Below are 16,184 nucleotides of genomic sequence, written 5' to 3'. Positions count from 1 at the left end.
GGGCCCAAACGGTGTCGATCTCGCTGCTCAAGGTGCTGGTTTCGCTGATGGTGTCGCCAGCGTTATCGACCACATAAGTGTCGTTGCCCAGCCCGCCCATCAGGGTGTCGGCACCGAGGCCGCCGTCCAAGTAGTTGTCGCCGGCGTTACCGGTCATGCGGTTGGCGACGTCGCTGCCGATGCCGCGCAGGTTGGCCGTGCCGACGAACAGCAGGTTCTCGACGTTGCCGCCGAGGGTGTAGTCGATGGAGGAGAAGACCCGGTCGTAGGCGGTAGGCGAAGCATCGGTTTCGATGATCACGTCACCGACGTTATCGACGTAATAGGTATCGACGCCGGCACCACCGATCATGATGTCGGCGCCGAGGCCGCCATTGAGGGTGTTGTCGCCGCCGTTGCCTGTCAGGACGTTGTTGAGGTCGTTGCCTTCGAGGTTGATTGCGGCATTGCCGAGTAGCGAAGCATCCTCAATGTTCGCGCTCAGTGCGTAACTCACCGAAGACCGGACGACATCGTAGCCCTCGTTGGCCAGCTCCACGACCAGATCGCTGGCATCGTCGACGATATAGGTGTCGTTGCCCACGCCACCGATCAGCGTGTCCGCGCCGTAACCACCATCAAGTATGTTGTTGCCGATGTTGCCGGTAATGCGGTTATCGCTGTAGTTGCCTGTACCGTTCAGGTCACTCGAACCCATGAGGAAAAGGGCTTCGAGGTTAACGTCGAGCGTGAAGTTGGCCGATGAGTAGACCTGGTCATAATCGTTGGTCCAGCCTTCGACGACGACGTCGGCGGAATTGTCGACCATGTAGATGTCGTTGCCATCGCCACCGATCAGGGTGTCGGCACCCACGCCCCCGTCGAGGATGTTGTCGCCGGTATTGCCTGTCAGCACGTTATTGAGTTCGTTGCCGCTGAGATTGATGGCGGCATCGCCCAGCAGTTGACCGTCTTCCAGGTTGGCACCCAGCGTATAGGTGACATAACTGCGTACCTGGTCGCGGCCCTCGTAGGCCAGTTCAACCAGCGTATCTTCCAGACCGTTGATCACGTAGGTGTCATTGCCTGCGCCGCCCGTCAGGGTGTTGGCAAATGCATTGCCGGTCAGCACGTTGTCCCGGGCGTTGCCCTGGATGTCGAACGCCCCGTTACCGTTCACGGTGACGTTTTCAAAGTTGCCCAGCGCGCTGCTGTTCAAATTGATGAGGGTGTTGCTCTGCACGCTGTAATTGAGGATCAGCGTGTCATTGCCTTCGTTCGCATTTTCTTTGGCCAGGTCCAGTTCGCCGGCCTGGTCGATGATATAGGCATCGTTACCGGCGCCGCCGATCAGGGTATCCAGGCCCGCCAGGCCATCGAGTACGTTATCACTGGCGTTGCCGGTCAGAACGTTGTCAAGGCTGTTACCCGTGGCGTTGACGTTGCCACTGCCGAGGAGTTCGAGGTTTTCCAGATTGTTGCCCAGGCCCCAGCTTACCGAGGCGCGCACAGTGTCGATCTCGCTGGCCAGGGTGCTGCTCTCGAGAATGATGTCGCCGGCGTTGTCGACCACATAGATGTCGTTACCGGTCCCGCCAATCAGCGTGTCGGCGCCACCATAACCGTCGAGCAGGTTATTGCCGGCATTACCGGTGATGACGTTTTTTCCGTCGTTGCCATAGCCATTGATGCTGGCATTGGTCAGCAGTGTGAGGTTTTCGACGTTGGTGTTGATGTAGAGGCTATAGCTGGTCGTGGAGAAAACCGAATCGACCTCACTGGCCGAGGTACCGGTTTCGTAGATCCGGTCATCCCGGTTGTCGACGTAGTAGGTGTCGTTGCCGGCACCGCCGTACATCGTGTCGACACCTGTGCCACCGTCGAGAACGTTGTCCAGGTCGTTGCCGCGCAGGATGTCGTTGAAATTCGAACCGATGGCATTTTCGATCTTGGCGCCATAGGCGATGCCCAGGCCGCTGTTGAAGACAGAGCCACCGGTGAGATTGGGCAACCCGATGGTGCTGTAGGTGCCTTCATTGAGGTTGATATCGACCTTCGCGGCCTGAGAGCTGGCATCGATCGTGTCGTTGCCGCCAGCGTCCCAGATGGTTTCGAAGACCGGTTCGTAAGCTTTCCACTTGTAGACGTTGTCGCCAGTCTGCCAACTCATGTTGGCGCCGTACAACGCCTGTATGGCGAGGATGTCCAGCACCATCGGCGTCATGGGTTGATAGGAGTAGGAGTTGTTGTAGCTCATGACCGTGAACTGGACGTCGTCCAGTGCCGGGTTGAGGATCGTCGGGTTCCCCAAGGTTCCGGAAAATGGATGCTTGAGGCCCAGTGCATGACCTATTTCGTGGATGAAGGTCATGTAGTCATAAGTACCCTTGGTGGCGTACTCGGTAGTCGGATCACCGATCCATACGTCACCGCCGCGCGGGACACTGGAGGGGGTGTACGCCCAGGCAGCTGCCTCGTTGCCCATCAAGCCATAACCACCGAACCGCAGATCGCCAACGTTGGAGATATCGTCGGTAGTCTGGGTAAAGGTGATGTTGGCGACGGCGCTCCAGGTGGCCAGCGCATTGATGATGCCGCTTTTCTGACTGTCGGACAGCTTGTAGATGGCGTTGTATTCGTTATCGGCACTGTAGTTGGTGGCGAAGTACGAAGTGCCTGGTTCGATAAAGCTGTAGGTCAGTTGGGTCGGGCCATCGAATGGCCAATTCACGCCTGCCCAATAGGTTCCTGAAAGCAAGCTGTCGAGCGCATTGACGCCTGTCAATTTGGACGAAAGGCTGAAGGTAATTCCGGTTGGGCTCGGCATGCGATTTTCCTGAGTGCTATGCGGCCCTTCCCGAATGCGACCGCTACAAGTGCGCGATTTTGCATCAGAAACGTTACGAGTGACATCACTTGGCCAGTATTTTCCGATTGGTGGCGTCATCCCCGTGACCCACGAACCCATGTGTCGGCGGGTGACGTAGAATCCTGAGTCAAACTATCTGCGCTTGCCACGCTTGTCCGTTTACCGATTCAGGATTTCGACATGACTGTTTCAGCTCCCGCCTTGATCCGCGAAACCTTCCCCGTCGGCCCTTTGCAGTGCAACTGCACCATCATTGGCGACCCGTTGACCAAGAAAGCCATCGTCGTCGACCCCGGCGGCAACCCTGATCTGATCATGGCGCGCCTTGATGCGCTGGGCCTGAAAGTCGTCAGCATCATTCACACCCACGCGCATCTGGATCACTTTCTCGCTTCCGGGCAAATGAAGGAAAAAACCGGCGCGACCCTGCACCTGCACAAGGAAGATCAATTCCTGTGGGACAACCTGGAAATGCAATGCCAGATGTTCGGTGTGCCGTATGTGCCCGTGCCGTCACCGGATCGCTGGCTGAGCGACGACGAAGAACTGGCCTGCGGCTGCGGCGTGGCGCTGCATACGCCAGGTCATACACCCGGTTCCATGAGCTTTTGGTTTTCCGAGGCTAAGCTGTTGATTGCCGGCGACACGTTGTTTCGTCGCGGCGTAGGGCGTACGGATTTGTGGGGCGGCGATCAGGCGACCATCGTGCGTTCGATCAAGCAGCGGCTATATACCTTGGACGAGGACGCAATCGTGGTGACCGGACATGGGCCGGATACGCGTCTGGGGGACGAGATGCGCGAAAACCCGTTTGTGCGCGCCTAAATATTTTGTCACGAGTGCCCGGCGGAATTTTTGTGCATTGTCATGATCAAACGCCCGCGCAGGTCCATTAACCCAGTGGCCGCTGCACCACAGAATGCGAAAAACCAGGAGCTCTCCATGTTCACCAAGCGTCGTTTGATTATTGTCGCTACTGCCGTGGCCTTGCTGTCCGGCTGTGCCTCGCCTAACCCGTATGACAATCAGGGCCAGGCTGACGGTGGCTCGCAAGGCATGAGCAAAACCGCCAAGTACGGTGGCCTCGGTGCTCTGGCCGGTGCGCTCGCCGGTGCCGCCATCGACCACAACAACCGCGGCAAAGGTGCCCTGATCGGTGCGGCTGTGGTGGGTGCCTCCGCAGCCGGTTACGGTTACTACGCCGACCAGCAGGAAAAGAAACTGCGCGCGAGTATGGCCAACACCGGTGTTGAAGTGCAGCGTCAGGGCGATCAGATCAAGCTGATCATGCCGGGCAATATCACCTTCGCTACCGACTCGGCGAACATCGCTTCCAGCTTCTACCAGCCGCTGAACAACCTGGCCAACTCGTTGAAAGAATTCAACCAGAACCAGATCGAAATTGTTGGCTACACCGACAGCACCGGCAGCCGCCAGCACAACATGGACCTGTCGCAGCGTCGTGCGCAGAGCGTGGCGACCTATCTGACCTCGCAAGGTGTCAGCGGTGCCAACCTCTCGGCCCGTGGCGCCGGTCCGGATAACCCGATTGCCAGCAACGGTGATGTGAATGGCCGGGCGCAGAACCGTCGGGTTGAAGTCAACCTGAAGGCGATCCCGGGTCAGCAGTATGGTGGTCAGCAGCAACAGCAGCCGGGTACGGTTCAGCAGTATCCGTAAGCGCTAGCCTGAATGAAAAAATGCCCGGTCCAGTGATCGGGCATTTTTTTGTCTGGCCTGTTATGGCCTCATGGCGAGCAGGCTCACTCCCACAGGAATTGATGATGTACACAAAAGTTGTGTTCCACACCTAACCCTGTGGGAGCGAGCTTGCTCGCGAAGGGGGCATAACAATCAGGCACAAATCATCGGATACAAAAAAGCCCCCGGACACATCGCTGTCCGGGGGCTTTTTGTTTGTCAGCGAAGGCTGATTACTTCTTCAAACCATAATGCTCATCGAGCATGCCCGGTGAGTTCGGGGTCTTCGGTGCGTAATCACGTGGCGGCTCCTGATCGCGCGGTGGCGTCAGGCGTTCACGTGGTGCGACTGCCGCGTCAGCGTGCAGGGCTGCGATCAGGCGCTGGCGGGTCTGCTCGTCCAGGGCCAGACGATTGGCGCCCTCGGCGAGATGATCCTGCACTTCCTGATAGCTCTGGGTCAGCTTCTTGACCAGCATCGCGGTGCTGTTGAAGTGGGTGACCACCTCGTTTTGATAACTGTCGAAACGCTCCTGGATATCATCCAGTTGACGCTGCGTACGGCTCGGCGCGGCGTTCGGCGCAACGCGCGCGATCAGGAATCCAATGGCGACACCCACAACCAGGGCAAGAGTCGGTAACAACCAAACTAAGAGCGAGTGTTCCACGAGTCCTTCCTCTATAAACGGCTTTGCTTTACGTTAACGGCTCGAACCTGCGCTGTATACCGCGATTCACTCGCAATAGATTGGCACAGACAATTTGCTAGACGAGTCGACCTGATTCGAGGTCACGGAGTTCCTTCCTTGCTGATGCGTGAAACCCCTGTAGTGATTGACGGCCCGGTGGGTCAACTTGAGTCTCTGTATCTGGATAACGAGCAGCCAATCGGCATCGCGCTGATCTGCCATCCGAACCCGGTGCAGGGCGGCACCATGCTCAACAAGGTCGTCTCGACCCTGCAGCGCACCGCGCGCGATGCGGGCCTGATTACCTTGCGCTTCAACTATCGTGGCGTTGGTGCCAGCGAAGGTTCGCACGACATGGGCACCGGCGAGGTCGACGATGCTCAGGCTGCCGCTGCATGGCTGCGAGAAAAACACCCGGATCTGCCGCTGACCCTGTTCGGTTTTTCCTTCGGCGGATTTGTTGCAGCAAGTCTCGGCGGTCGACTCGAAGCGCAGGGCGTACAGCTCAAGCACCTGTTCATGGTTGCTCCGGCGGTGATGCGTCTGGGCGAGCAGGATCAACTGCCGCAGCAGGGTGAACTCACGGTGATCCAGCCGGAAACCGACGAAGTCATCGATCCGCAACTGGTTTACGACTGGTCGGAAAAACTCCAGCGCCCCCATGAGCTGCTGAAAGTGGCAGAATGCGGACACTTTTTTCATGGCAAGCTGACCGATCTCAAGGATCTGATCCTGCCGCGTCTCTCGAATTGATTGCAGTCTGACAAGCGATTACCCATGACGAACCGTACCCGTATCCTCACCGGCATCACCACCACCGGCACGCCGCACCTGGGCAACTACGCCGGCGCCATCCGCCCGGCGATCCTCGCCAGCCGCGACAGCAATGCCGATTCGTTCTACTTCCTGGCCGACTACCACGCCCTGATCAAATGCGATGACCCGCTGCGCATCCAGCGCTCGCGTCTGGAAATCGCCGCGACCTGGCTGGCCGGTGGCCTCGATGTCGACCGCGTGACTTTCTACCGCCAGTCCGACATCCCGGAAATCCCTGAGCTGACCTGGCTGCTGACCTGCGTGGCCGCCAAGGGCCTGCTCAACCGTGCGCACGCTTACAAGGCCTCGGTGGACAAGAACGTTGAAACCGGTGAAGACCCGGACGCCGGCATCACCATGGGCCTCTACAGCTACCCGGTGCTGATGGCGGCGGACATCCTGATGTTCAATGCGCACAAAGTACCGGTCGGTCGTGACCAGATCCAGCACGTGGAAATGGCCCGCGACATCGGTCAGCGCTTCAACCACCTGTTCGGTCAGGGCAAAGAATTCTTCACCATGCCTGAAGCGCTGATCGAAGAAAGCGTGGCGACGTTGCCGGGCCTCGACGGTCGCAAGATGTCGAAGAGCTACGACAACACCATCCCGTTGTTCTCCAGCGCCAAAGAGATGAAGGACGCGATCTCCCGCATCGTCACCGACTCCAAAGCGCCAGGCGAAGCCAAGGATCCTGACAACTCGCACCTGTTCACCCTGTTCCAGGCCTTCGCCACGCCAGCGCAGGCTGACGAATTCCGCAGCGAATTGCTCGGCGGTCTGGGTTGGGGCGAGGCGAAGAACCGTCTGTTCCAGTTGCTCGACAACGATCTCGGCGACGCGCGCGACAAGTATCACCAGTTGATCGAGCGCCCGGCGGATCTGGAAGACATTCTGCAGATCGGCGCCAAGAAAGCCCGTGCCGTGGCAACGCCGTTCCTCAACGAACTGCGCGAAGCCGTTGGCCTGCGTTCCTTCGTCAATCAGGTTCAGGTTGCCGCGACGACCAAGAAGAAAGCCGCAAAAGCCGCACGTTTCGTCAGTTTCCGCGAAGACGACGGCAGCTTCCGTTTCCGTCTGCTGGCGGCCGATGGCGAGCAACTGCTGTTGTCGCGCAACTTCGCCGACGGCAAAACCGCCGGGCAGGTGACCAAGCAACTGCAATCCGGCCAGCCGCTGGACGTGCGCAGCGAAGACCTGAGCTTCAGCGTGTGGCTGGAAGGCGAGTGCGTTGGCGACAGCCCGGCATTCGCCGACGCTGCGGCGCGGGACGCGGCCATCGAGGCTTTGCGCGTCGCGCTGACCCCGGTTCGGGACTAATCGGCGGCACGGTCCGACCAAGGGCCGATTGCCATTCCCACGGGCCGTCGCTACAGTGACGGCCCGTTTTTGTTGCCTTGCTAACGAATTATGACGCCCCTAGAACGATACCAAGCTGATCTGAAACGCCCGGACTTCTTCCATGACGCCGCGCAGGAAACTGCTGTGCGTCATCTGCAGCGTCTGTACGAGGATCTGATCGCCGCCGATCAGAACAAACCGGGTCTGCTGAGCAAACTGTTCGGCAAAAAAGATCAGACGCCGGTCAAGGGCCTGTATTTCTGGGGCGGCGTAGGTCGCGGCAAAACTTATCTGGTCGACACCTTCTTCGAAGCGCTGCCGTTCAAGGAAAAGACCCGCACCCACTTTCACCGCTTCATGAAGCGTGTGCACGAAGAGATGAAAACCCTCGGCGGCGAGAAAAACCCGCTGACCATCATCGCCAAGCGCTTCGCGACCGAGTCGCGGGTGATCTGCTTCGATGAATTCTTCGTCTCCGACATCACCGACGCGATGATCCTCGGCACGCTGATGGAAGAGTTGTTCAAGAATGGCGTGACCCTGGTCGCGACCTCGAACATCGTGCCGGACGGTCTGTACAAGGACGGCCTGCAACGTGCGCGCTTCCTGCCAGCCATCGCCCTGATCAAGCAGAACACCGAGATCGTCAACGTCGACAGCGGTGTCGACTACCGTCTGCGTCACCTCGAACAAGCGGAGCTGTTCCACTATCCGCTCGACGAAGCCGCTCACGAAAGCCTGCGCAAGAGCTTCAAGGCTCTGACGCCAGAGTGCACCGCAGCGGTCGAGAACGACGTGTTGATGATCGAAAACCGCGAGATCCGTGCGCTGCGCACCTGTGACGACGTGGCCTGGTTCGACTTCCGCGAACTGTGCGACGGCCCACGTAGCCAGAACGACTACATCGAACTGGGCAAGATTTTCCACGCCGTGCTGCTCAGCGGTGTCGAGCAGATGAGCGTCACCACCGACGACATCGCCCGTCGTTTCATCAACATGGTCGACGAGTTCTACGACCGCAACGTCAAGCTGATCATTTCCGCTGAAGTCGAGCTGAAGGATCTGTACACCGGCGGCCGCTTGAATTTCGAATTCCAGCGCACGCTGAGCCGTCTGCTGGAGATGCAATCGCACGAATTCCTGTCGCGGGCGCACAAGCCTTAAACAGAATCGCGAAACAAAAAAGGGCCTGCAATTGCAGGCCCTTTTTTATGTCCAGAATTCACCGCAATACCCTGTAGGAGTGAGCCTGCTCGCGATAGCGGTGGATCAGTCACATAAATGCTGCATGGACGGACGCAATCGCGAGCAGGCTCACTCCTACATGGGGTTGTGTATGGGCAGAGGGCTAAGCAGCCTGCTGAAACTGCTGCCGATACTGGTTCGGCGACAGTTCAGTGTGCTGACGGAACAGCCGCGCAAAGAAGCTCGCGTCGTCGTAACCGACTTCATAACTGATGGTTTTGATGCTCTTGCGGCTCCCGGACAGCAAACCCTTGGCGGTCTCGATACGCAGCCGTTGCAAGTAATGCAGTGGCTTGTCACCGGTGGCCGTCTGGAAGCGTCGCATGAAATTGCGGATGCTCATGCCATGCTCGCGGGCCACGTCTTCGAAGCGGAACTTGTCGGCGAAATGCTCTTCGAGCCAATGCTGAATCTGCAGGATGATTACGTCCTGATGCAGTTTCTGCCCGCCAAAACCGATGCGTCCCGGCGCATAGCTGCGCTGCACCTCATAGAGAATGTCGCGGGCCACGGCTTGCGCGACGTTGGCCCCGCAAAAGCGCTCGATCAAGTAAATGTAGAGATCGCAGGCTGAGGTGGTGCCGCCGGCGCAGTACAGGTTGTCGGCATCGGTCAGGTGTTTGTCCTGATTGAGGTAGACCTTGGGAAACCGCTCGGCGAAGGCATTGAAGAAGCGCCAGTAGGTGGTCGCTTCCTTGCCGTTGAGCAGACCGGCCTCGGCCAGCCAGAACACCCCGGTGGCTTCGCCGCACAATACGGCGCCGCGCGAGTGTTGTTCGCGCAGCCATGGCAAGACTTGTGGATAACGGCTGCACAGCGTGTCGAAATCGTCCCAGAACGCCGGGAGGATAATGACATCGGCGTTTTCCAGGCCACCGTCGACCGGCATCACGACGTCACTGAAGCTGTTCACCGGTTTGCCGTCGGGGCTGACCAGGCGTGTTTCAAACGCCGGTGTCAGGCCGTGGCCCAGTTGTTTGCCATAACGCAGGCTGGCCAGATGGAAGAAATCCTTGGCTTGCATGAGAGTGGAAGCGAAAACCCGGTCGATTGCCAGGATGCTGACGCGCCGCAAGGGCGTGGAGACTTGCTTGGACATAATTCAACTTTTGTTTTGTTTTTATAAGGGAAAGTGGTCACCAGACGGCTGGATCGTCTTATTTTTTGTCGGATGTGTCCAGTGTCCTGTGTCAGAGGGGAGGCTTAGTCTCTGAAGATCATCTCCCTCCAACAACAAAGAAAGGTGCCGCATGATCCCCAGAACCTTGTTTAGCCCCGAGCACGAATTGTTTCGCGACAGCGTCCGCACCTTCCTCGAAAAAGAGGCCGTGCCGTTTCATGCGCAATGGGAGAAGCAAGGCTATATCGACCGCAAACTCTGGAACAAGGCAGGGGAGGCGGGGATGCTCTGCTCGCACCTGCCGGAAGAGTATGGCGGGCTGGGAGCGGACTTTCTTTACAGCGCGGTGGTGATCGAGGAGGTCGGTCGACTGGGCCTGACCGGCATCGGTTTCTCGCTGCATTCGGACATTGTCGCGCCGTACATCCTGCATTACGGCAGCGAAGCGCTGAAGCACAAATACCTGCCGAAACTGGTTTCGGGCGAGATGGTCACGGCCATTGCCATGACCGAACCGGGCGCCGGTTCCGATCTGCAAGGCGTGAAGACCACGGCCGTGCTGGACGGTGACGAATATGTGATCAACGGTTCGAAAACCTTTATCACCAACGGCTTTCTGGCGGACTTGGTGATCGTAGTCGCGAAGACCGATCCGAAGGCCGGCGCCAAGGGCACCAGCCTGTTTCTGGTGGAAGCGAATACGCCGGGCTTCGACAAGGGCAAGCGCCTGGAGAAGGTCGGCATGAAGGCGCAGGACACCTCGGAATTGTTCTTTCAGGATGTGCGCGTGCCGAAGGAAAACCTGCTGGGGCAGGCTGGGGCAGGGTTTGCTTATCTGATGCAGGAGTTGCCGCAAGAGCGTCTGACGGTAGCGATTGGTGGCCTGGCTTCAGCTGAAGCGGCGTTGCAATGGACGCTTGATTACACCCGTGATCGCAAGGCCTTTGGCAAGGCGATTGCCGACTTCCAGAACACCCGCTTCAAGCTGGCGGAGATGGCGACTGAAATCCAGATCGGTCGAGTGTTCGTCGATAAATGTCTGGAGCTGCATCTGCAAGGCAAGCTGGATGTGCCGACAGCGGCGATGGCCAAATACTGGGGCACCGATCTGCAATGCAAGGTACTCGACGAATGCGTGCAGTTGCATGGCGGCTACGGTTTCATGTGGGAATACCCGGTAGCCCGGGCGTGGGCGGATGCGCGGGTGCAACGGATTTATGCCGGCACCAATGAAATCATGAAGGAGATCATTGCGCGTTCGCTTTGATGATCGTTCCCACGCTCTGCGTGGGAATGCCGCCGGGGACGCTCCGCGTTCCGCTTTGGTGATGATCTGATCGGCCTCTTCGCGAGCAGGCTCGCTCCCCAAGGATCACGCTGTACCTGTGGGAGCGAGCCTGCTCGCGAAGCTTTTAGCGTTCAATCAAGGCGCAGGATTCGGATGATCCTTGTGAATCGCTTCGATCCCTGCCAGCACTTCGTCGGAAAGCTTCAGATCAAAACTGGCAATGTTGCTGTCCAGTTGCTCAAGCGTCGTCGCACCAATGATGTTGCTGGTGACGAACGGTTGCTGCGTGACAAACGCCAGCGCCATCTGCGCAGGATCCAGACCGTGTTCACGGGCCAGCGCCACATAGCGGCTGCACGCTGCTTCCGACTGCGCGTTGAAATAGCGGCTGAAGCGACTGTAGAGGCTCAGACGACCTTTCGGCGGCCGGGCGCCACCTTCGTATTTGCCTGACAGAAAACCAAACGCCAGCGGCGAATAGGCCAGCAGACCGCATTGCTCGCGAATGGCGATTTCTGCCAGACCGACTTCAAAGCTGCGGTTGAGCAGGTTGTACGGGTTTTGAATCGACACCGCACGCGGCCAGCCACGGGCCTCAGCCAATGCCAGAAAACGCATGGTGCCCCACGGCGTTTCGTTGGACAGGCCGATGTGGCGGATCTTGCCGGCCTTCACCTGTTCGTCGAGCGCCTCGAGGGTGTCTTCGAGCGGCGTCAGGTTGGCTTCGATCTTGTGTTTGTAGCCCAGCTGTCCGAAAAAGTTGGTGCTGCGTTCCGGCCAGTGCAATTGGTACAGGTCGATGTAATCGGTCTGCAAACGCTCGAGGCTGGCGTCCACCGCTGCGGTGATGTGCTGGCGGTTGTGGCGCAGGTTTTTGTCGCGGATGTAGTCAATGGTGTTGCCCGGGCCGGCGATCTTGCTGGCGAGAATCCAGTCGGCGCGATCACCGCGACTTTTGAAGTAATTGCCGATGTAGCGCTCGGTGGTGGCGTAGGTTTCGGCTTTCGGCGGCACCGGATACATCTCGGCGGTGTCGATGAAATTGATCCCGGCTTCCTTGGCCCTTTCGATCTGCGCGAAGGCTTCAGCTTCAGTGTTTTGCTCGCCCCAGGTCATGGTGCCGAGGCAGATTGCACTCACGTTCAGGTCGGTACGGCCTAGCTGGCGATAGTCCATCGGGTGCTCCTTGGGCAAAACAATCATAAAAGCAGGTTGAAATATTTTTCGCAATCTGCATAATTGCCGACCTCTTTCTGCAGTGGAAGTGATGCGCCGCCGCCGAAGAATCTTGCCGTTGAACGGACGCGCCGACCCGAGCCCCCGAAAGCGTCTGTATCCGGCTGCCTTTGACTTGTCAAAGTACGCACTATTCAGTAAGATCCGCCGTCTAATTTACAGGGCGGCCCCTGAGGCTATAAAGAATGAAAACTTTTACTGCTAAACCGGAAACAGTAAAGCGCGACTGGTTTGTCGTCGACGCTGCTGGTCAGACCCTGGGTCGTCTGGCCACCGAAATCGCGAGCCGTCTGCGTGGCAAGCACAAGCCTGAGTACACTCCTCACGTTGACACCGGCGACTACATCGTCGTAATCAACGCTGAGCAGATTCGTGTTACCGGTGCTAAAACCACTGACAAAATGTACTACTCCCACTCCGGTTTCCCGGGCGGCATCAAGTCGATCAACTTTGAAAAGCTGATCGCTAAAGCCCCTGAGCGCGTGATCGAGACCGCGGTTAAAGGCATGCTGCCTAAAAACCCACTGGGTCGCGACATGTACCGTAAGCTGAAAGTCTATGCGGGCGCTGCACACCCACATACTGCTCAGCAGCCCCAAGAACTGAAGTTTTAACGGAATAGTACATTATGTCGGCGACTCAAAATTACGGCACTGGCCGTCGCAAGACCGCAACCGCACGCGTTTTCCTGCGTCCGGGTACTGGTAACATCTCCATCAACAACCGTTCGCTGGATAACTTCTTCGGCCGCGAAACTGCCCGCATGGTAGTTCGTCAGCCGCTGGAGCTGACCGAGACTGTCGAGAAGTTCGACATCTACGTCACCGTGATCGGTGGTGGTGTAAGTGGTCAAGCTGGCGCAATCCGCCACGGCATCACTCGCGCTCTGATGGACTACGACGAAACCCTGCGTGGCGCTCTGCGCAAAGCTGGCTTCGTTACTCGCGACGCCCGTGAAGTTGAACGTAAGAAAGTTGGTCTGCGTAAAGCGCGTAAGCGTCCGCAGTACTCGAAGCGTTAATTCCGCTTCCGCGTTCAAAAAGAACGCCCGCCTCCTCACGGAAGCGGGCGTTTTTTTATGCCTGTGATTTATCAAAGAATTGCGCTGCGACAACTTGCCACTTCCGTAGACCCCCTATACTGCAAGGCTTGAGGGTAAGAGCTCGGGGTAATTCCCTTGTCAGAATTGGGGCTTTTCATTACCATCTCGGCAAAATTTTTATAAGTAACATTGATTTATTTAGTAGACGCCTGATTTAACAGGCCACAAAAGCTGATGGGAGAGGACTGAATGAGCAATGACGGCGTGAATGCAGGCCGGCGTCGCTTCTTGGTAGCAGCCACATCCGTGGTGGGTGCTGCAGGAGCGGTGGGGGCTGCGGTCCCGTTCGTGGGGTCATGGTTTCCCAGTGCCAAGGCGAAAGCCGCCGGTGCACCGGTGAAAGTGAATGTCAGCAAAATCGAGCCAGGACAGCAGATGATTGCTGAATGGCGCGGCCAGCCGGTGTTCATTGTCCGCCGTACCGAGGAAATCCTGGGGAATCTCAAGAAGATCGAGGGCCAGCTCTCCGATCCAACCTCCAAAAACTCCACGCAACCCACCTATGTCGACCCTGAAGTGCGCTCGATCAAGCCGGAAATTCTGCTGCTGATCGGGATCTGCACACACCTGGGTTGCTCACCAACCTTCCGTCCCGAAGTGGCACCTGCGGATCTCGGTAAAGACTGGGTCGGTGGCTATTTCTGCCCTTGCCACGGTTCCCACTACGATCTGGCTGGCCGCGTCTACAAGTCGCAACCTGCGCCTTTGAACCTGCCAGTTCCCCCGCATTCCTATGAGACCGATGACCTGATTGTCATTGGCGTCGATACGGAGAAAGCGTGATGAGCAAGTTCATGGATTGGGTTGATGCGCGCTTTCCCGCGACCAAAATGTGGGAAGACCATCTCAGCAAGTATTACGCTCCAAAAAACTTCAACTTCTTCTATTTCTTCGGCTCCTTGGCGCTGCTGGTGCTGGTGAATCAGATCGTTACCGGTGTCTGGCTGACGATGAGTTACACGCCGTCGGCAGAAGAAGCCTTCGCTTCCGTTGAATACATCATGCGCGACGTCGAGTACGGCTCGATCCTGCGTCTGCTGCACTCGACCGGCGCTTCGGCGTTTTTCATCGTGGTTTATCTGCACATGTTCCGTGGCCTGCTCTACGGTTCGTACCAGAAACCGCGCGAGCTGGTCTGGGTCTTCGGCATGCTGATTTACCTGGCGCTGATGGCCGAAGCCTTCATGGGTTATCTGCTGCCTTGGGGTCAGATGTCCTACTGGGGTGCCCAGGTGATCATCTCGCTGTTCGGTGCGATTCCGGTGATCGGAAACGACCTGACCCAGTGGATTCGTGGTGACTACCTGATCTCCGGGATCACCCTGAACCGCTTCTTCGCCTTGCATGTGGTGGCTCTGCCAATCGTGATTCTCGGTCTGGTCGTGCTGCACATTCTGGCGTTGCACGAAGTCGGTTCGAACAACCCTGACGGCGTCGACATCAAGAAGCACAAAGACGAAAACGGCATCCCGCTGGACGGCATTGCCTTCCACCCGTACTACACCGTGAAAGACATAGTCGGTGTCGTGGTGTTCCTGTTTATCTTCTGTTTTATTGTGTTCTTCTTCCCGGAAATGGGCGGCTACTTCCTCGAAAAACCAAACTTCGAACAGGCTAACCCGTTCAAGACACCAGAGCACATTGCCCCGGTCTGGTACTTCACGCCGTTCTACGCAATCTTGCGGGCGATCCCCGACAAACTCATGGGTGTGATTGCCATGGGCGCGGCGATTGCGGTGCTGTTCGTGCTGCCATGGCTGGACCGCAGTCCGGTCAAATCGATGCGCTATAAGGGCTGGATGAGCAAAATCTGGCTGCTGGTGTTCTGCATTTCGTTCGTGATTCTGGGCATTCTCGGTGTTCTTGCGCCGACGCCGGAGCGAACCTTGCTGTCGCAGGTCTGCACCTTCCTGTACTTCGCCTACTTCATTCTGATGCCGTTCTACACCAGGCTCGAGAAGACCAAACCGGTTCCGGAAAGGGTGACTGGCTGATGAAAAAGTTATTTTTCGCTCTGATTTTTGCTGCTTTGCCTGTCCTGTCTTTCGCTGCTGAGCACGGAGGTCCTGAGCTGGAGAGAGTCGACATCGACGTTTCCGACAAGGCCGCCCTGCAGGATGGCGCACGTACTTTTGCCAACTATTGCATGGGTTGCCACAGTGCCAAGTTCCAGCGTTACGAGCGGGTTGCCGATGATCTGGGCATTCCTCACGAAATGATGCTGGAGAAGCTGGTGTTCACCGGCGCCAAGATCGGCGATCACATGAACATCGGCATGCAGCCGGCGGACGCCAAGACCTGGTTCGGCGCGGCACCACCGGATCTGACCCTGGTGGCGCGCGTGCGTGGTACTGACTGGCTTTACGGTTACCTGCGCTCGTTCTACGAAGATCCGGCACGTCCTTGGGGTGTAAACAACAAGGTCTTCCCGAACGTCGGCATGCCTAACGTGCTGGTCGGCCTGCAAGGTCGCCAGGTCGTGGGCTGCAAACAGGTGCAGATCGTCGAAGACGGCAAGAAGCAATATGATCCGTTGACCGGCACGCCTCTGACGCATGAAGCGTGCGATCAACTGACCATCGTGCCGAAATCCGGTGCTCTGAACGAAGAGCAGTTCGATGAGAAGGTCAAGAATCTGGTAACCTTCCTGGCTTACTCGGCTAACCCGGTTAAGCTGCAACATCAGCGCATCGGTACTTATGTCTTGCTGTACCTGGCGTTCTTCTTTGTGTTCGCCTACCTGCTCAAGCGTGAATACTGGAAAGACGTGCACTGATACGCTTCAAGCATTGCTGTTAATC

15 protein-coding genes are annotated in these 16,184 nt (G+C 57.7%); 11 read left to right on the top strand and 4 right to left on the bottom strand.

The window, feature by feature from the left end; genetic code table 11:
* A partial coding sequence (locus tag CKW38_RS30170) for a M10 family metallopeptidase (RefSeq protein WP_176472303.1) occupies positions 1 to 2,710 on the bottom strand: 2,710 nt, incomplete at its 3' end.
* Between the two features lie 318 nt (positions 2,711 to 3,028).
* Between CKW38_RS30170 and CKW38_RS08370 the strand changes: the two genes are divergently transcribed.
* Positions 3,029 to 3,673 (top strand): MBL fold metallo-hydrolase, encoded by a 645-nt coding sequence (locus CKW38_RS08370; RefSeq protein WP_095112416.1) that lies wholly within the window; start codon positions 3,029 to 3,031, stop codon positions 3,671 to 3,673.
* A 117-nt stretch (positions 3,674 to 3,790) separates the two neighbouring features.
* Positions 3,791 to 4,528 carry an OmpA family lipoprotein gene (locus CKW38_RS08365; protein WP_007917058.1) on the top strand — a complete coding sequence of 246 codons (738 nt, stop codon included), beginning with the start codon at positions 3,791 to 3,793 and terminating at the stop codon, positions 4,526 to 4,528.
* Between the two features lie 254 nt (positions 4,529 to 4,782).
* On the opposite strand, the gene CKW38_RS08360 is transcribed toward CKW38_RS08365, so the two are convergent.
* Entirely contained in the window at positions 4,783 to 5,217 is a 435-nt protein-coding gene (locus tag CKW38_RS08360) for a YhcB family protein (protein ID WP_007917055.1), read from the bottom strand.
* A 144-nt stretch (positions 5,218 to 5,361) separates the two neighbouring features.
* Between CKW38_RS08360 and CKW38_RS08355 the strand changes: the two genes are divergently transcribed.
* The 3 genes from CKW38_RS08355 (at position 5,362) to zapE (ending at position 8,556) form a co-directional block, all read left to right on the top strand.
* Positions 5,362 to 5,991: an alpha/beta hydrolase gene (locus tag CKW38_RS08355; protein ID WP_038361122.1), complete on the top strand. Its 630-nt coding sequence runs from the start codon at positions 5,362 to 5,364 to the stop codon at positions 5,989 to 5,991.
* A 24-nt stretch (positions 5,992 to 6,015) separates the two neighbouring features.
* The gene (locus tag CKW38_RS08350; RefSeq protein WP_095112415.1) at positions 6,016 to 7,371 is read left to right on the top strand and encodes a tryptophan--tRNA ligase; all 1,356 of its coding nucleotides are present in this window, start codon (positions 6,016 to 6,018) and stop codon (positions 7,369 to 7,371) included.
* Between the two features lie 90 nt (positions 7,372 to 7,461).
* Positions 7,462 to 8,556, top strand: a complete 1,095-nt coding sequence (gene zapE / locus CKW38_RS08345) for a cell division protein ZapE (RefSeq protein WP_034156483.1) — start codon at positions 7,462 to 7,464, stop codon at positions 8,554 to 8,556.
* A 184-nt stretch (positions 8,557 to 8,740) separates the two neighbouring features.
* On the opposite strand, the gene CKW38_RS08340 is transcribed toward zapE, so the two are convergent.
* Positions 8,741 to 9,637 carry a GlxA family transcriptional regulator gene (locus CKW38_RS08340; protein WP_171057287.1) on the bottom strand — a complete coding sequence of 299 codons (897 nt, stop codon included), beginning with the start codon at positions 9,635 to 9,637 and terminating at the stop codon, positions 8,741 to 8,743.
* A 250-nt stretch (positions 9,638 to 9,887) separates the two neighbouring features.
* On the opposite strand from CKW38_RS08340, the gene CKW38_RS08335 reads away from it, so the two are divergent.
* Positions 9,888 to 11,024, top strand: a complete 1,137-nt coding sequence (locus CKW38_RS08335; RefSeq protein ID WP_095112414.1) for an acyl-CoA dehydrogenase family protein — start codon at positions 9,888 to 9,890, stop codon at positions 11,022 to 11,024.
* Positions 11,025 to 11,180: 156 nt separating this feature from the next.
* Here CKW38_RS08335 and CKW38_RS08330 read toward each other — a convergent pair whose 3' ends face one another.
* Complete coding sequence (locus CKW38_RS08330) at positions 11,181 to 12,221, bottom strand: NADP(H)-dependent aldo-keto reductase (RefSeq protein ID WP_007917033.1); 1,041 nt, start codon at positions 12,219 to 12,221, stop codon at positions 11,181 to 11,183.
* Between the two features lie 245 nt (positions 12,222 to 12,466).
* Here CKW38_RS08330 and rplM point away from each other — a divergent pair, with 245 nt between their 5' ends.
* From rplM to CKW38_RS08305, 5 genes are all read left to right on the top strand, one after another.
* The gene (gene rplM / locus CKW38_RS08325) at positions 12,467 to 12,895 is read left to right on the top strand and encodes a 50S ribosomal protein L13 (protein ID WP_007917032.1); all 429 of its coding nucleotides are present in this window, start codon (positions 12,467 to 12,469) and stop codon (positions 12,893 to 12,895) included.
* Positions 12,896 to 12,909: 14 nt separating this feature from the next.
* Entirely contained in the window at positions 12,910 to 13,302 is a 393-nt protein-coding gene (rpsI, locus tag CKW38_RS08320; RefSeq protein WP_003205364.1) for a 30S ribosomal protein S9, read from the top strand.
* Positions 13,303 to 13,572: 270 nt separating this feature from the next.
* Complete coding sequence (gene petA, locus CKW38_RS08315) at positions 13,573 to 14,166, top strand: ubiquinol-cytochrome c reductase iron-sulfur subunit (protein WP_007917031.1); 594 nt, start codon at positions 13,573 to 13,575, stop codon at positions 14,164 to 14,166.
* The gene (locus CKW38_RS08310; RefSeq protein WP_007917029.1) at positions 14,166 to 15,377 is read left to right on the top strand and encodes a cytochrome bc complex cytochrome b subunit; all 1,212 of its coding nucleotides are present in this window, start codon (positions 14,166 to 14,168) and stop codon (positions 15,375 to 15,377) included. Before petA ends, CKW38_RS08310 begins: the two co-directional genes overlap by 1 nt.
* Positions 15,377 to 16,159, top strand: a complete 783-nt coding sequence (locus CKW38_RS08305; protein WP_095112413.1) for a cytochrome c1 — start codon at positions 15,377 to 15,379, stop codon at positions 16,157 to 16,159. Before CKW38_RS08310 ends, CKW38_RS08305 begins: the two co-directional genes overlap by 1 nt.
* Positions 16,160 to 16,184: the final 25 nt, after the last annotated feature.

Origin of the sequence: Pseudomonas sp. Irchel 3H7 (genome assembly GCF_900187605.1) — a bacterium.
In the GTDB taxonomy this organism is placed as follows: Bacteria; Pseudomonadota; Gammaproteobacteria; order Pseudomonadales; family Pseudomonadaceae; genus Aquipseudomonas.
This window is presented reverse-complemented; position numbering and strand designations above follow the sequence as displayed.

What these genes read in the sequence shown, in the direction of transcription:
- CKW38_RS08330 (WP_007917033.1), bottom strand. Translation starts at nt 12,221, where the DNA reads ATGGACTATCGCCAGCTAGGCCGTACCGACCTGAACGTGAGTGCAATC.
- CKW38_RS08365 (WP_007917058.1), top strand. Translation starts at nt 3,791, where the DNA reads ATGTTCACCAAGCGTCGTTTGATTATTGTCGCTACTGCCGTGGCCTTG.
- rplM (WP_007917032.1), top strand. Translation starts at nt 12,467, where the DNA reads ATGAAAACTTTTACTGCTAAACCGGAAACAGTAAAGCGCGACTGGTTT.
- CKW38_RS08305 (WP_095112413.1), top strand. Translation starts at nt 15,377, where the DNA reads ATGAAAAAGTTATTTTTCGCTCTGATTTTTGCTGCTTTGCCTGTCCTG.
- petA (WP_007917031.1), top strand. Translation starts at nt 13,573, where the DNA reads ATGAGCAATGACGGCGTGAATGCAGGCCGGCGTCGCTTCTTGGTAGCA.
- CKW38_RS08350 (WP_095112415.1), top strand. Translation starts at nt 6,016, where the DNA reads ATGACGAACCGTACCCGTATCCTCACCGGCATCACCACCACCGGCACG.
- CKW38_RS08310 (WP_007917029.1), top strand. Translation starts at nt 14,166, where the DNA reads ATGAGCAAGTTCATGGATTGGGTTGATGCGCGCTTTCCCGCGACCAAA.
- rpsI (WP_003205364.1), top strand. Translation starts at nt 12,910, where the DNA reads ATGTCGGCGACTCAAAATTACGGCACTGGCCGTCGCAAGACCGCAACC.
- CKW38_RS08355 (WP_038361122.1), top strand. Translation starts at nt 5,362, where the DNA reads ATGCGTGAAACCCCTGTAGTGATTGACGGCCCGGTGGGTCAACTTGAG.
- CKW38_RS08370 (WP_095112416.1), top strand. Translation starts at nt 3,029, where the DNA reads ATGACTGTTTCAGCTCCCGCCTTGATCCGCGAAACCTTCCCCGTCGGC.
- zapE (WP_034156483.1), top strand. Translation starts at nt 7,462, where the DNA reads ATGACGCCCCTAGAACGATACCAAGCTGATCTGAAACGCCCGGACTTC.
- CKW38_RS08335 (WP_095112414.1), top strand. Translation starts at nt 9,888, where the DNA reads ATGATCCCCAGAACCTTGTTTAGCCCCGAGCACGAATTGTTTCGCGAC.